The following is a 15717-nucleotide window of genomic DNA, read 5'->3' as shown; positions in this document are numbered from 1 at the left end:
CTCAGATTCTGCTAAAAGCAAAAGTAAAGAAGATGTATTGTTCCATACTCTGGATACGGCCGAGGTGCTGAAGCAGCTGGAGAGCAGGGAAGCCGGACTGACTGCAGAAGAAGCGGCAAGGCAACTGGAACGTTACGGAAAAAACATGCTGCAGGAAGCCAAGTCTAAATCGCTGCTGGCTAAATTCATTGAGCAGTTCAAGAATGTAATGATCTTCATCCTGCTGGCGGCTGCCGTGCTCTCGGGAATCCTCGGAGAGTGGACGGATACCGTTATTATTTTGCTGGTGGTGATCCTGAACGCGGTGCTGGGTGTCATCCAGGAGAACAAAGCGGAGCAGGCGCTGGAAGCGCTCAAAAGTATGTCCTCTCCGCAGGCGAGAGTCCGCCGGGGCGGGCAGGTCACAGAGATCAAAAGCGAGGAGCTGGTGCCAGGCGATATTGTGCTGCTGGAAGCCGGCAACGTGGTGCCTGCTGATCTGCGTCTGCTCGAAGCGGCGTCACTGAAGACCGAGGAGGCGGCGTTGACGGGTGAATCCCTGCCCTCGGATAAGCAGTCGGGAGTGCTTGCGGGCAATGATCTTGTTATCGGTGACCGGACGAATATGGCTTATATGAGCAGCAGCGTAACCTATGGCCGGGGTGTGGGTGTGGTAACGGCTACGGGGATGCATACCGAAGTGGGCCGGATCGCCGGATACATCTCGGAGGCGGAGAATGAAGTTACCCCATTGCAGAAAAAGCTGGATGAGCTTGGCAAATATTTCACCTTCATTATTCTGGGTGTCTGTGTCGTTATCTTCGTGGTCGGCTGGCTGGAGGGCAGAGAGCTGCTTGATATGCTGCTGACCTCCATCTCACTTGCGGTAGCGGCGATTCCGGAGGGGCTTCCGGCCATCGTAACCATCATCCTGGCGCTAGGTGTGCAGCGGATGGCTAAGCGCAAGGCAATTATCCGCAAGCTGCCTGCGGTGGAGACACTGGGTAGTACAGAGATTATCTGTTCTGATAAGACGGGCACATTAACACTTAACAAGATGACCGTGGAAAAGCTGTATGTGGGCGGAGAGACTATCGAGGCCGATTCGAAGCTTAACGAAACGCCGGGCGGTGATTTGCTGCTGCAGGCGATGACCCTGTGCAATGATTCCAGCATAGACGAAGGCAAGAGTGCTGGAGGGAAAGCTACGGATGGAGCCCGGGCAGAGGCGAAGCCTGGTTCAGCAGGCGGGACCCGGAGCGGTAAAGCCCTTATCGGCGACCCTACCGAAACGGCGCTGGTTGACTTCGCACTCAGCATCGGGACTGACAAACGGGAGCTGGAGCAGCGTTATCCGCGGGTGAATGAGCTGCCTTTTGATTCGGACCGCAAGCTGATGACGACGATCCATAAGCTGGATAACGGCGGGTTCCGGGTGCTGACCAAGGGAGCGCCGGATGTGCTGGTGTCCAAATGCAGCCATATCCAAGAGAATGGCACTGTGGTGCCCTTGACGGAGGCACATATCAGCCGGATCACAGCCAGCAACAAAAGTCTGGCAGACGAGGCGCTGCGGGTGTTGGCGTTTGCTTACCGCGATCATGCAGAGCAGCCCTCCGATCCTTCAACGGAGGGGACGGAGAAGGATCTGGTGTTCATCGGCCTGACCGGGATGATCGATCCGCCGCGCGAGGAGGTCCGGGATGCGGTTGCCGTATGCAGACGGGCGGGCATCCGGCCGGTGATGATCACCGGGGACCACCGGGACACGGCTGCAGCCATTGCTAAGCGGCTTGGAATCATCGATGATGATAAGGCAGTGCTGACCGGCCGCGAGCTGGATCAGATCAGCGAGGCGGATTTTGCCACAAGAGTGGCCGATTATTCCGTGTACGCCCGTGTATCGCCTGAGCATAAGGTGCGGATCGTCAAGGCCTGGAGACAAATGGGCAAAATCGTTGCTATGACCGGTGACGGAGTCAATGATGCGCCTGCGCTGAAATCAGCGGATATCGGTGTTGGTATGGGCATCACAGGAACAGATGTGGCCAAAGGCGTATCCGACATGGTACTGGCCGATGATAATTTCACTACGATTGTCGTTGCTGTCGAAGAAGGACGCAAGGTATACAGCAACATCCGCAAAGCGATCCAGTTCCTGCTGTCGGCCAATTTGGGGGAAGTGGTGACCCTGTTCATTGCGACGCTGATCGGCTGGCGGATTCTTGAACCGATTCATATCCTGTGGATTAATCTGGTCACAGATACCCTGCCGGCGCTCGCGCTCGGACTGGAAAAAGCGGATAATGATGTGATGTCGAAGAAACCGCGTAAATCAAGCAGCAGTATTTTTGCCGGAGGCGTGGGGATCGGAATCATCTATCAAGGGCTGCTTGAGGCAGCACTGACCCTGCTGGTGTATTACTGGGCACATACCCATTACGACGAAGGCGTTGCAGTCACGATGGCCTTTGCGACGCTGGGACTGCTGCAGCTTACCCATGCATTCAATGTCAGATCCAATACCAAATCATTGTTCCAGATCGGCTTGTTCAGCAACCGCTATATGCTGGGGGCTTCGGTCATCTCGGGACTTCTGCTGGTGCTGGTTATTATCATTCCCGGGCTGAATGAATGGTTCGGAGTGGAGCATCTGAGCGGTCTGCAGTGGGGAATTGTCTGCGGGGCTGCAGTGGCGATAGTAATGATTGTGGAGCTGGTGAAGCTGGTTCTCCGCTTAAGCGGGCGCAGTAAGAATTGGGAATAGTATACTGCCGGACAATGGCGGTGGCATAAAAAAATGCAAGGAGGTCCGGCGCTTCGGCAGAAGCCCGTAACCTTCCTTGCATTTGTTATATTTAGGGGATTATAACACCCGCTGCATGTGCAGAATAACATTACTCCAGTACCCGCTGTCCAGGTCACTGATCTGTACTCCGGGATCGCCCCAAGTATGAATGAAACTGCCGCCCCCCATGTAGATGCCTACATGACCGGGAATGGCGTCGCTCTCGAACCGGCCGGGTACCGTGAAGAAAATTAAATCCCCGGGCTCCAGCTCGCTCCTTGATATGCGTCTGCCGATATTATCCTGATCTTTGGCCAGCCGCGGGAGATCTACGCCAAATTTCTTGAATACATGACGGGTGAAGGATGAGCAGTCAAACCGTTTGGTCTCCTCATAAGGTCCGGCACCGAAATCGTAGGGTACGCCGAGATACTTCTTGGCATAGGCGATCAGTTCACCGGTATCCACATTGGAGACGCTCTGGATCCGCAGCGGCTTGGCTGCTTCACCTGCACCTGTATTGGCGGTAGTATCCCTGTCAGAAGGGGCAGCAATATTGATCTCTCCGGTGCTCGGGTTCCAGCCAACCTCGGTCTGCAGCAGCTTGGATAATGCATTAGGCGTGATGTAGATCTGACCTTCGCGGCGGATGGGAACGTCCGGCAGGGTGATCTTCTCCCCCAGGGAGAAAACCTGGCTGGAATCCGGTCGGAGCATGTACATTACATCGCTGTAGCCCAGCTTGGTATATCCTCCGCTCGAAGTGTCGTCTTTCATTCGGTATCCTATGGAGGCAGCGGCCGGCTTCAGCGGAATCCAATACTTGCCTTCTTTGTCCGTGATGGAATTCTTCTCATAGTAGCTTCCGGCAAATGTTCCGGTTGGCGTAACCGAATTCACCTTCGGGGTAGTGTCCTTACTGGAATAGCTGCAGGCGGTTGAGCCAAGAATGACGGCAGTAAGCAGTGCGGCTGTGGCCGCAGTTTTGGATGAATTGATTATTGGCATTTGACACGCTCCATCTTCAAACTTTAAGTAAAGTTTGTGCAGGCCGGCTTTTTTTATGTGCAAAAGGGTTTAGCAATCAATGTCAAGAGCAACAGGCTTGTTCTTGTCGAAACATCAGCCCATTGTGCGTTTTTTGTAAAATATGGAGCCGTGATAAATGATTGACGGAAAATCAACCTACATATAATATATGTTTAATAGATTGCGGCAGTGGATGCGGAAATGGTGCGGGCTTTTGCTTTAATGCTTTCAAAGATGAAAGCGATAATGCTGAACCGCTAACCCAGGTTCGCGCGCTGAATCCGTAAAAGAAGAGGGGTTATCTGATGAAGAGAAAGAACATTTGGCTTGGCCTGAGTATGTCCTTGATGCTGGTAGCAGCAGGTTGCGGTAACAATAATGCAGCCGTAAATAATGGAGCCAATGCAGGAAATGCTCCGGCAAACGCAACCAGCGCTCCGGCAGACACTGGTTCTGCGGACACCAAATCCTACACGATTGCCATCTCACAATATGTAGAACATCCGTCGCTGGATGCTACTCGGGAAGGCTTCCTGGCGGCACTGAAGGATGCCGGAATCGTAGAAGGTGAGAACTTGAAGGTAGATCTGGAGAATGCCCAGGCGGATCAGGCGAACAACCTGTCCATTGCCCAGAAGATTGCGGGTGACAAGAATGATCTGGTGCTGGCGATCGCCACTCCGTCCGCACAATCCATTGTCCAGAAAGTGAAGGATACGCCGATTCTGTTCGCGGCAGTCACTGACCCGCTGGATGCCAAGCTCGTAAGCGACCTGGAACATCCCGGCGGCAATGTCTCCGGCGCATCGGATACGAACCCTGAGTCAATTACACGACTGATGAATTTCATCGCAACGCAGTTCCCGGATGTGAAGAAGCTGGGCCTTGTCATTAATGAAGGTGAACCTAACGCAGTAGTTATGGCGGATATCGCCAAGGAAGAATTGGACAAGCACGGGATTGAGCTGGTGAAGGCAGCCATCACGAATACGTCGGAAGTGAAGCAGGCGGCTGAATCCCTTGTAGGACGTGTGGATGCCCTTTACATTACACTTGATAACTCCGTCGTAAGCGGTGTGGATACGATTATTCAGACAGCTAATGACAACAAGCTGCCGTTCTTCTCGGCAGACCGTGATACGGTTGAGAAGGGTGCTTTTGCCACTGTGGGCTTCAAATACTATGACCATGGCTACCAGGTTGGCGAAATGGCAGTGGAAGTACTTAAGAACGGCACAAGTCCAGGCGACATGAAAATAACGATGCAAGAGAAGCTGGACCTCATTCTTAACCTCAAAGCGGCAGCAGCACAAGGCATTGAAGTAACGGATGCTATGAAGGCTGAAGTTGCAGATCCTGACAATAACATAATTCAATAACATACAGATATCATAACGGGGCGTTTCCATGCGGGCGCCCTTTGCCGCTTGAGGGAGGAAGTCATCTATGTATAGTTCATTAATCGGCGCCCTGGAAATGGGCCTGCTGTACGCTTTTATGGCACTCGGGGTGTATATTACCTTTCGTATTCTTGATTTTCCGGATTTAACTGTAGACGGGAGCTTCACCACCGGCGGCGCGATTGCCGCGGTCATGATCACCCACGGATATTCTCCCCTGCTGGCAACAGTATGTGCCCTGCTCGGAGGGATGGCTGCAGGCATGTGTACAGGTCTGCTGCACACTAAAGGGAAGATCAACGGCCTGCTATCCGGGATTCTCATGATGATTGCGCTATATTCCATCAATCTGCGGATTCTCGTGCGGCCGAATGTTTCCTTAATGGGTGAGGTATCCCTCTTCAGCTCTATTAATCCTTTGCTGGTTATGCCTTTTGTGGTTCTGCTGGTCAAGATTCTGATGGATCTGTTCCTGCGTACAGACCTTGGACTTGCCTTGCGTGCTACAGGAGATAATTCCCGGATGATCCGCAGCTTCGGTGTCAATACGGATACTACTACGATTCTCGGCATCAGTCTTGCGAACGGAATGGTGGCCCTCTCGGGTGCGCTGATCGCCCAATATTCTACGTTTGCCGATTCATCCATGGGTATAGGCATGATTGTTATCGGGCTTGCTTCGGTAATTATCGGGGAAGCGATATTCGGTGCGGGCAACGTCTTCCGCGCTACATTGGCCGTAGTGCTCGGCTCCATCGTCTACCGGATCGTTGTGGCGCTGGCTCTGCGGGTGCCATGGCTCAAGGCTTCGGATCTCAAGCTGATTACGGCTATTATCGTTATCATCGCCCTCGTCTTCCCGTCCGTTCAGCGGTTCCTGAAGCAGAAGACGATGGCCCGCAGACGGACTGAAGAGCTTGCGGAGCTGACGCGCAGCAGCAAGAAAGGAGGGGCAGCCGATGCTAAAGCTTGATAATGTATCCAAGCTGTTCAACCCGGGTTCACCTGACGAGAAGATTGCCCTGCTGGGCATCGATCTGGAACTGAGCGCCGGAGATTTCGTGACCATTATCGGCAGCAACGGGGCCGGTAAATCGACACTGATGAATATTATCTCCGGTGTCATGAAGCCGGATCTCGGTGAAGCGCGCATTGAAGGCAGCTCGATCAGCAATCTGGCCGAGTACCAGCGCGCACGCTGGATCGGCCGGGTCTTCCAGGACCCGATGGCCGGAACGGCGCCTCATATGACCATTGAGGAGAATCTGGCCATGGCTTATAAGCGGGGCCAGAGCCGCGGGCTGTCCTTCGGGGTGAATGCGGCCAGACGCACGCTGTTCCGGGAGCAGCTCAGCAAGCTGGGCATTGGCCTGGAGAACCGGCTGCGCGCTAAGGTAGGGCTGCTCTCCGGAGGCGAGCGGCAGGCACTTAGCCTGCTGATGGCGACCTTCACCCAGCCGAAGATTCTGCTGCTGGATGAGCATACAGCTGCGCTGGACCCTTCGCGCGCTGAACTGATCACGAAGCTTACGGAATCCATTGTCCGTGAGATGAAGCTGACTACACTGATGGTCACCCACAACATGGATCAGGCCATCCGTTTAGGCAACCGGCTGATTATGATGGACAAGGGGTCGATCATTCTCGATTTTGATGAATCCCGCAAGAAGGATCTGACGGTAGAGCGGCTGCTTGGTGAGTTCGAAGCCATCAGCGGCCATAAGCTGGCGGATGACCGGATGATGCTGGGATAAGCAGGGATTGAACTGAAGAAGGCTTGAGTGCTGTCCGTTAGCTGGACAGCTGCTCAAGCCTTTATTGTTGTGTCATTGTCTTTACATTTTTAATGGTGCAGAGAATGGAGTCAAATTCCATCCAGGGCTTCCTTCAGCTGAGCCAGATGACGTTCTTCATGAATGCCGATGAAATCCACCCACTGGGCGACATCCATCGGGCCGAACACCGGGTGGGGATACAGCTTGCGGTTCCACAGGCTCTCTTCACTCTGGGCCAGCACCGTCTTCAGGTCAGAACGGGACTGGTCCAGCCGGGCCCGTACATCGCCAAGCGGGATGAATTCCTCGGACGGCACAAGATGGGGCGGGGCATCAATGAACCGGTTGCGGTCCAGCGTCAGCTGATAGGGCTTCGGCTCTGTGACAGCTTCTTCCGTAGCAGCAAGCGCCTGCATGATCCCGGAGGTGATCGCTTTTTCCATCAGATACAGATGCTCCAGCACTTGCACAGGTGACCATTTGCCTTCGGCTGGCTTCCGGTTTAGGGTCTCGGACGAGAGGCCGGAGACTGCAGCGCAGATCTGATCACGAATCTCTTCATTATGGTTCATCATGAGTAATAATCTCCTCTGTGTAGAAAATAAAGGCATGTCTAAAGTCAATTTCATTATTGCCTCTTAAATTATATCCCCAAATGAGGATTGGCAAAACAGCAGGGCAGCCGATTCACTACGCGGTATGAGAGGTAAAGTTTAAGGAGAGAACTTGACTTGAACAACAACAACGACCTTGGGAGGAGACTACACTTATGACCACTAAGAAACTGGAAGGCAAAGTAGCAATCGTAACCGGAGGCGGATCGGGGATCGGCCGGGCGTCGGTGCTGGAGTTCGCCAGAAACGGAGCCAAGGTGGCACTTCTGGACCGCACTGTGGAGAACGCAGAGAAGGTCGCACATCAGGTGGTGCAGGAAGGCGGAGAAGCCGCTGTGTTCGAATGCGACATCGCCGAGCCGCAGCAGGTGGAGGACGCCGTGAAGCAGGTGGTTGCCAAGTGGGGACAGCTGGACATCGTGTTCGCGAATGCCGGAATCAACGGTGCTATGACACCGATTGAGACGATGGATATCGAGTCCTGGGACCAGACCATTCAGATCAATCTGCGCGGTACGTTCGCTACGGTTAAATATGCCATCCCCCATTTGAAGGAGCAGGGCGGCAGTATCCTGATCAACAGCTCCATCAACGGGAACCGGGTATTCTCCAACATCGGGTTCTCGGCATACAGCACCACGAAGGCCGGGCAGGTCGCTTTTATGAAAATGGCGGCGCTGGAGCTGGCCCAGTACAAAATCCGCGTAAACGCCATCTGTCCTGGTGCGATCACCACCAACATTGATGACAATACGTACCCTTCGGATGATCTCAAGGAAGTGCAGATCGAGGTTGAATTCCCGGATGGCGGACAGCCGCTGGAGAAGGGGCCCGGGCGACCTGATCAGGTAGCCAAGCTGGCGCTGTTCCTGGCTTCTGCGGATTCGGATCATATTACAGGAACCGAGATTTATTGCGATGGGGCAGAGTCGCTGCTGCATGGCTGATTCTTCTAATCGTACTTTAACACTCATATAATGTGTGAAGTGCAGCCTTTAACTGAAGCGGACGTTGTCCCTTTGCCGGAGCTCATCAGAAACCGTTTGATGACCGGCTGCAGAGGTGCTGACGTCCGTTTATTCTTTTGAAATCAGCTTGCGAAAAATTACAGTAAGGATTGCAGTGATTTTCAGGTATACTGATTCTATCTGTCATGGAGAGGAGGACAACAATGAACATTGATTTACACACAGAATCGATTGTGAAGCTGCTTGTGGCCATGCTGTTCGGGCTGTTCATCGGGATTGACCGGCAATTAAAACAGAAACCGCTGGGAATCCGGACCAGTATGGTCATTAGTATAGCCAGCTGTCTGGTGACACTGGTCTCGATCCATGCTTATGATAAATTCGGCGGGCCGGAGCATCCCAACATGGACCCTATGCGGCTGGCGGCGCAGATTGTCAGCGGGATCGGTTTTCTCGGGGCAGGCGTCATTCTGCGCAGAGGCGGAGATGCGATATCGGGACTGACATCAGCGGCGCTCATCTGGACGGCTTCCGGTATCGGGATTGCGGTTGGCGCGGGATTCTATGTAGAAGCGGGTTATGCAGTGGTGCTGCTTATGTTCGCGGTAAATGCGGTGCCCCTGCTAATTAAGGCCATCGGCCCGGAGGTGCTGAACAAACATGAGATATCGATTAGAATCATTATGGAACCGAACTATATTCTAACCGATGTGATCCAGAAAATTGAGCAGCGCCATATCATTGCCGAGCAGCGTAAAACACGTAAAACCGGCCGGACGATCCGGCGTATGAAGATCAAGGATCTCGAAGACGGGAGACAAATGATTGATATGGTGATCTCCGCACCGGACCGTGATTATGCTACGGAAATCTATTATGATGTGAAGAAAATTGAGCATGTGATGAGCGTCGAAGTGGAACAGCTGTAAAATTGACATGTTGCCGATCCGGCAGATGTGGTACTCTATCTATGAGAGAGTCATTATGAGCTTATGGAAGGGAGATTATAATTATTATGTCGATTACTGCATTTGAAGGACAATATGAGGGAGAAGCCGCAGTCTGGCTCAAGGCCGGACGTTACGAGGCTGCAATTCTGCCGGGCATCGGAGGCAACCTGATCTGCTTCCGTGATACTGAGAGCGGTTACCGTTTCCTGCATGAGCCAGGCGCAGAGGAGATGGAAGCCTTCAAGGCAAGCCCCGGGATTCACGGCATCCCTGTACTGTTCCCGCCGAACCGTTATGAGGATGGAGAATTCCCGTGGAATGGACAAACCTACCGTTTTCCTGTTAATGAAGCCAAGACTGGAAACCATTTGCACGGATTCCTACATACAGCAGCCTGGGAGGTTGAAGAATTCGGCAGCGGCAAAAGCGAAAGCTTCGTCACTGTAGCGATTAAGGTGGATGAGAATCATCCTTCTTATCAATATCTGCCGTTCAAATATACCGTCAAGCTGCGCTATACTCTGGGAGAAGGCGGCCTGTCCCAGCAGTTGCTGGTCCATAATGACGGCGCAGAGCTGATGCCTTGTCTGCTGGCGTTCCATACTGCCATTAATGCACCGTTCGCACCAGGCAGTACGCCGCAGGATTACCGCGTGAAGCTGACTATCGGCGAGCGTTGGGAGCTTAGCGACCGGATGCTGCCGACCGGTAAATTCCAGGAGCTGACTGCGGATGAAGTGGCACTGCGTGATGAGGGCTTGTATCCGTTCTATGCGCCAATGGACAACCACTATACCGCTGTAGCCCAGAACGGCCGCAACCGCATGGAGCTTACCGACAGCAAAGCCGGCGTTACGCTGGTGTATGATGTGGGAACCTCGTATAAGCAGTGGATGATCTGGAACAATGGAGCTACTGAAGGGTTCTTCTGTCCGGAGCCGCAGATCAACCTCGTTAATGCACCGAAGGTAGATCTTCCTGCAGATGACATCGGATTGTTTGGTCTGGAGCCGGGAGAGTATTGGGAAGAGACTAGCCGCCTATATGTGAAGTAGGGGGATAAACTGAATTTCAGAGGTTAACATAAAGCTTCGGCGTCACTGCGGTGAAGATTTGGACTTCCGGCCGCTGTTGTCCCCAGATTTCTTGATATATACCGTTGCCCGCGGTTGAAATCCGGTGACAAAGGCGGACGCTACCGCTCCTACAGTTCCAAATTTCCCCTCCGGTCCTTTTGCTTATTGTTATTTCTTTTTTCAGTTTATATAGTTGTAGAGTTAGCAGAATGAAGAGCAGCGAGGTTCGCTGCTCTTTTTTGCGTGAAATACCATGCTGGTAATCTCGCATCAGGGGATTATAGAAGAGGCTGTGAGGTGCATAATACGAAGATGTACTTCTTTTGGATACTGAATTTTAAGGCGGCTTTAAGCTAAAAGGCGTATACTACTCCTTTAATCCAGTTAGGAGTGAATCCATTTGTCGCGGTTATTGCTTTCCAAACGTTTCTCTTATTTGCTGTTAGTCCTGCTGGCCGGGGGATTTGTGCTGAATTATTTCCTGCAGGCGGCTTCCTTTAGTATGAATTTGACGGGTGCACTGCAGTGGATCGGCAGGTACCCATGGCTGTATGGTGCAGGAAGCCTATTCATTTTCTTCATCCTGCTCTTAAGTTCAGTGATCTTGCCTAATACATATGCGGGGCCAGCGGTTGTCAGTGTACTATGTCTGCTGCTGGGTGTTGCCGATTATCAGAAGCTTGTTACGAGGGGCGAACCTCTTTTTCCATGGGATCTCATGCTGGTCAAAAATGCCGGCGAAATGAGCAAGATTACCAAAGGTATGATCTCACCACTGGCGGTAATAGCCGCAATATTAGTGGCATTTGGTCTGGCGTACATGATCCGCAAGCTGCCCAGGAACAGAATCAGGCTGCCTTTACGCTTAAGTCTGGGCGGGATCTCTGTCGCGCTGAGTGCAGGTTTTCTTGTGCTTGTCTCGGGCCATTCGTCTGTTGTTACGGCTATGAACTACCAGAACATCTTCTGGAACCAGAAGGTGAATTATACGCAGAACGGATTCATATTTGCATTTGCCGGAAATTTGCGCCAGAGCCTGCTGGAGAAGCCCGAAGGGTACAGTCGTGAAGCGGTTGAAGCGGTGGCAGCCAAGTATTCGGCATTGCCGGATGAAACGGCGGCAGCGAGTCCTGAGGAACAGCCGAATATTCTGTTTATGATGGACGAAGCTTTCTTTGATCCTACGCGTCTGCCGGGGTATACCTTAAGCGAAGATCCGCTGAAATTCATTCATGCGGCGGCGGATGAGACTCCGTCTGGTTATTTGCTGTCACCGGAATTCGGCGGCAATACGGCCAATGTTGAATTCGAGGCCCTGACCGGGCTGTCGATGTATTTCCTTGGAGACGGAACCATTCCCTATCAACAGCGGATTGTCAAAATGTCTTCACTGCCGTCCATCGTCAGTATTCTGAAATCGCGGGGCTATCAGGCACAGGCGCTGCATCCGTTCGATGAGACCTTCTATAACCGCAACCGTGTCTATCCGGTACTTGGTTTTGATAGCTTCATCAGTGAAAAGGATCTGCCGGATGCTAACCGCCTCACCCCGGATGGCTATATCTCCGACAAGGCTGCTGTACAGGAGGCTGTCCGCGAGCTTAAGTCGGCGTCCGGGCCGGCCTTCCTGCATCTGGTGACGATGCAGAATCATTTCCCGTTCACCAAAGGTCTGAATGGACCGAATACGATTACCGTAGAAGGCGGACAGCCGGGACAGAAGGACGAGATGGAAACCTATGTGCAGGATACTAAGCTGACTGACGAGGCACTGGCTTATCTGCAGCAGGAGCTGCTGACGATTGAACGTCCGACCATTGCTGTATTCTGGGGTGACCATCTGCCGGCGCTGACCGCCGGGATCTATACAGAGGCTGGCTGGGATCAGGAGCCTAGGCTGAAGCACGAGACACAGCTGCTGATTCTGGCTAACTATGAGATCGGGAATGAGCCGCTGGGCACACTTAGTCCGGCCTTCCTTGGCCCGACCGTCTTTAGACTATCCGGCCAGCCGCTGCCTGCCTATTACAAGCTGCTGAAGCAGGTGCAGGAAGAAATCCCCGGTCTCAGCAAGAATGTGCTGGTCGGGACCGGCAGCAGCGGAATCCTGAGTGAATTGACACCCGGGCAGCAGGAGTTGCTGGATGACTATCGCCTGATCGAGTATGACCTGATTGAAGGGGAGAAGTATGCCGAGGGCTTAATGTTCTAACCGGATTGGCTATAATCAGCGCAGCCCCACATCATGGAAGCGGTTCTCGATCGGCTCGCGCAGCAGCAGGCGGATAGACTGGATCGCTTCGGTCTCGGTATGCTTAGCCTCTCGGACGAGAGGAAGCAGCCTTTGTTGCCGTAGAGTTGGAGCAAGTGACGCGTTCGGGCTTAATAGAGCTGTGATTTCACCGTAGACAGCGGAGAGATGCTCATAATGGCTGGCGGTGGACTCGAGCTCAGGCCAATATTCGCAGGCTGCTCTGGTGTAGCTGGACGCGTCCTTCTTACTGGCAGCATAGAACACCAAGGTTTCATATGCACCGGCAGCATCATATGATCTGCCTGTCAAGGCATCCAGCATGGCATCATAAGCCTGCAGTCCGCAGGCATACTGCGATTCCGGCAGCATCGGATCGTGTACCTCTGCCTTGTATACAGCCTGAATGAAGGATTCTCTGATCACCTGCCGTATGTCCTTCCGGATCTGTCCTTCGAAGATCTGACAGTGCCAATAAGGGCTCGCATTTCTTCCCAGCTGATCATAAGGCAGCTCCAGCTCTGCTCTTGAAGATATTTCGTTGTAGCAGAATACCTGCTTCTGATCATCGGAGCGGGTTATCACCACAAAGTTATCTTTCCAGCAGATGACGCCTGTGCCTTGCTCAAGCGATTTGCGGATTGCCAGGATAGCCTGTCTCTGATAGAGCGGAAACGTAGGGGTGAAATGAAACCCTGCCGCTTGTGCAGTAACAATGCCGATTAAATCTGCTGCCACCGTGTGCTCAGCCATCCAGTTATAAGCCGTAGGTGAGTCACGGTGAAGCTGCCTATGCACGGACAGACGGAAACAGGAGGCAGTCATTCCGGATAACATATATTTGGGCATTGTGAACCAGCCGTTAGCCGACAGAACCTGGTACATGGCATCTACATAAGAATGAGACAATTGCGGAGGATGCACGGCCGCCGGTACTGAATCCAATTCTGTTCTGTTCATCATCTGGCCGTATGCGCCCCCCATCTTGGAATAATTGAACGTTTCCGGTCCGGATACCGCCCGGAGATAATTCTAAGCTGCTGCATAGCGCGTTCCTCCAGCTCAAGCGCCTGCTGCAGGGTGGTACAGAGTGAGGGAAGCTGCTGGTGTACCAGCGCCCGGTTGCTGTTAGTCAACGGAAGTGCAACCTTCAACTGCCCGCGCACCATCTCTTCCAGCTCAGCATAAATACTGTGTACCTCATTCAGGCCCGGCAATACGGACTCAACCTCCTGCAGATAACTCGTGATCTCTGAGCGCGCCGTCAGGTAAGATTCGAGAATATAGACGGCCCCGCTGCTGTCGAACTCTCCCTGCTGAAGAGCCCGGATCAGGAAGCTGTAAGCCAGTCTGCCTGATGCAATGCTTTGATCGGGCAGTGTTTTGTACGGAGTCTCCCAATCCTCAAGGGCGAGCCTCAGTGATTCCAGTACTGCGTCACGCAGCGGAATATCCACCTTATCTCCGATATACTGGCAATACCAGAACGGGGTAATGTTGAGGCCGAAATTATCATAGAGCACATAACGGGTCTCGATGGACGATCCATCCTGCACATAGAACACCCGGTCGTCCTCATCATAGCCGTGAATAACGCCGAACTCCGGTATCCAGTAGACACAGGCGAGTCCGCGGTCCAGACTATGCTTCACATCTTCAATGGCGGCCTGCTGATATACGGCGAACGAATCATGTCTTGTTCTGCCTCCGCTATGTCCGGTAAGGATGCCGAGATTATCGATGGCCGGTCCATGCTCTTTGCCCCACTGTCCATAAGCAGTAACGGAGAAGGGGAAGAGCTTCTCATGTACAGAGAATTTGAAGGCCATACCGCTGAGCCCGGAGAGCATGAATGTGGGTCCATGGAATAACCCGGCGGCAGTGAGGACGGCATAGAGGGCATCGGTAAAAGATTTGGATTCGCGCTTCATTTGTATTCCGTTAATGATCACTCCGGCTCTCCTGTTCATTCAGCAGATTCAGTACGTTCTGGCATCTGATCCTTACTTTCTCTTTCAGCCATTTGGGGGACAGAATTTCAGTCCATTCCGAGCTGAACAGCTGCCCCACAAAGGCCTCCGTATCAAAAAATTCAATTTCATAGACTTCTCCATCAGCGGACCGGATCGTATACCCTCCCCATGAGGAATCTGCAGGCATCCCGCTTAGCCGGATTCTGGCTGTGAACGGCTTCAGCTGTCTATTCTGTTCCGGCGGAGCGGCTGAGAATTCATCGTCCGCTGCGAAATATCTGTCCGTCAGCTTCAGCTGCAGGATTTCAGTCAAGTTAAAAAACTCTGTCCGGGAATTCCCCTCTATGGCAGCAAGCACATAATCTTCATCCAGACGGCGGCTCAGTTTCAGGGGACAGAGATATAGCTCCTGCGGTTTGTCCGGCTGTTTCCGGCAGAGGATGTGAATTACATTACGGGCCTGAATGGCTTGTTCCAGGAGCCCGATAACCTGCAGACGCCGGGCATTTACTTCAAACAGAGGCAGCCTGTATTCTCCAGCCTGCAGGGGCTGGTCTGTGAACCGTTCCAGCAGGCCACCGACTCTCCGGATAGTCTGGCCGTTCTCATAATCATAATGGCTGTACCGGTAAGCCAGATATTTCAGTACCTGCTGCTCTTCGTCGGTGATGTACAGATGAGGCAGCACAAAGCTGTTATCCTCGTACATATACCCGCGCTGGCTGGCCACGTACCGGAGCGGAGCCCGCAAAGATTCCGCCATATATTCAATATCCCGCTGCGCCTGGCGCCTGGAGATTTCGAATTGCTCCGCAAGAATATTGCTGTTCGGATAACAGGCATTTCTGATTTGCTGATCAAACCACTGAATACGGTGAATATGGCTCATGCGGCTCCGCTCCTTTCTGTCAGAT

At 52.8% G+C, this 15717-nt stretch carries 13 protein-coding genes; 8 read left to right on the top strand and 5 right to left on the bottom strand.

Annotated elements, in window-relative coordinates; translation table 11 throughout:
- Positions 1–37 precede the first annotated feature (37 nt).
- Positions 38–2746, top strand: coding sequence for a calcium-translocating P-type ATPase, SERCA-type (locus NSQ73_RS17970; protein ID WP_445669675.1), 2709 nt, complete (start codon positions 38–40; stop codon positions 2744–2746).
- A 99-nt stretch (positions 2747–2845) separates the two neighbouring features.
- Here NSQ73_RS17970 and NSQ73_RS17965 read toward each other — a convergent pair whose 3' ends face one another.
- A complete protein-coding gene (locus NSQ73_RS17965) occupies positions 2846–3775 on the bottom strand; it encodes a C40 family peptidase (protein WP_340987519.1) in 930 nt (309 codons plus the stop codon).
- Positions 3776–4101: 326 nt separating this feature from the next.
- Here NSQ73_RS17965 and NSQ73_RS17960 point away from each other — a divergent pair, with 326 nt between their 5' ends.
- The 3 genes from NSQ73_RS17960 to NSQ73_RS17950 all read left to right on the top strand — a co-directional run bounded on the left by NSQ73_RS17960 (position 4102) and on the right by NSQ73_RS17950 (position 6950).
- Positions 4102–5175: an ABC transporter substrate-binding protein gene (locus tag NSQ73_RS17960; RefSeq protein WP_340987518.1), complete on the top strand. Its 1074-nt coding sequence runs from the start codon at positions 4102–4104 to the stop codon at positions 5173–5175.
- A 67-nt stretch (positions 5176–5242) separates the two neighbouring features.
- The gene (locus NSQ73_RS17955) at positions 5243–6169 is read left to right on the top strand and encodes an ABC transporter permease (RefSeq protein WP_042136618.1); all 927 of its coding nucleotides are present in this window, start codon (positions 5243–5245) and stop codon (positions 6167–6169) included.
- Positions 6156–6950, top strand: coding sequence for an ABC transporter ATP-binding protein (locus NSQ73_RS17950; RefSeq protein ID WP_340987517.1), 795 nt, complete (start codon positions 6156–6158; stop codon positions 6948–6950). The genes NSQ73_RS17955 and NSQ73_RS17950 overlap by 14 nt, the downstream gene beginning before the upstream one ends.
- A gap of 110 nt (positions 6951–7060) precedes the next feature.
- On the opposite strand, the gene NSQ73_RS17945 is transcribed toward NSQ73_RS17950, so the two are convergent.
- Positions 7061–7546: a DinB family protein gene (locus NSQ73_RS17945; RefSeq protein WP_340987516.1), complete on the bottom strand. Its 486-nt coding sequence runs from the start codon at positions 7544–7546 to the stop codon at positions 7061–7063.
- 194 nt (positions 7547–7740) lie between these two features.
- On the opposite strand from NSQ73_RS17945, the gene NSQ73_RS17940 reads away from it, so the two are divergent.
- The 4 genes from NSQ73_RS17940 (at position 7741) to NSQ73_RS17925 (ending at position 12791) form a co-directional block, all read left to right on the top strand.
- Complete coding sequence (locus NSQ73_RS17940; protein WP_042136621.1) at positions 7741–8532, top strand: SDR family oxidoreductase; 792 nt, start codon at positions 7741–7743, stop codon at positions 8530–8532.
- Between the two features lie 224 nt (positions 8533–8756).
- A complete protein-coding gene (locus NSQ73_RS17935) occupies positions 8757–9482 on the top strand; it encodes an MgtC/SapB family protein (RefSeq protein ID WP_340987515.1) in 726 nt (241 codons plus the stop codon).
- Between the two features lie 86 nt (positions 9483–9568).
- Complete coding sequence (locus tag NSQ73_RS17930; RefSeq protein ID WP_340987514.1) at positions 9569–10558, top strand: aldose 1-epimerase; 990 nt, start codon at positions 9569–9571, stop codon at positions 10556–10558.
- 421 nt (positions 10559–10979) lie between these two features.
- Positions 10980–12791, top strand: a complete 1812-nt coding sequence (locus tag NSQ73_RS17925; protein ID WP_340987513.1) for an LTA synthase family protein — start codon at positions 10980–10982, stop codon at positions 12789–12791.
- Positions 12792–12806: 15 nt separating this feature from the next.
- Here the strand turns inward: NSQ73_RS17925 and NSQ73_RS17920 are convergent, their stop codons facing one another.
- The 3 genes from NSQ73_RS17920 to NSQ73_RS17910 are packed head-to-tail and all read right to left on the bottom strand — an operon-like array spanning position 12807 to position 15692.
- Positions 12807–13793, bottom strand: coding sequence for a hypothetical protein (locus NSQ73_RS17920; RefSeq protein ID WP_340987512.1), 987 nt, complete (start codon positions 13791–13793; stop codon positions 12807–12809).
- Complete coding sequence (locus tag NSQ73_RS17915; protein ID WP_340946319.1) at positions 13790–14782, bottom strand: hypothetical protein; 993 nt, start codon at positions 14780–14782, stop codon at positions 13790–13792. The genes NSQ73_RS17920 and NSQ73_RS17915 overlap by 4 nt, the downstream gene beginning before the upstream one ends.
- Complete coding sequence (locus NSQ73_RS17910; RefSeq protein ID WP_340987511.1) at positions 14772–15692, bottom strand: helix-turn-helix transcriptional regulator; 921 nt, start codon at positions 15690–15692, stop codon at positions 14772–14774. Before NSQ73_RS17910 ends, NSQ73_RS17915 begins: the two co-directional genes overlap by 11 nt.
- Between the last annotated feature and the right edge of the window lie 25 nt (positions 15693–15717).

This window comes from Paenibacillus sp. FSL R10-2736 (genome assembly GCF_038000245.1).
GTDB classification, from domain to species: domain Bacteria; phylum Bacillota; class Bacilli; order Paenibacillales; family Paenibacillaceae; genus Paenibacillus_AQ; species Paenibacillus_AQ phytohabitans.
Note: the sequence above shows the minus strand (reverse complement) of the source record. Positions and strands in the feature narration are given on the sequence as shown.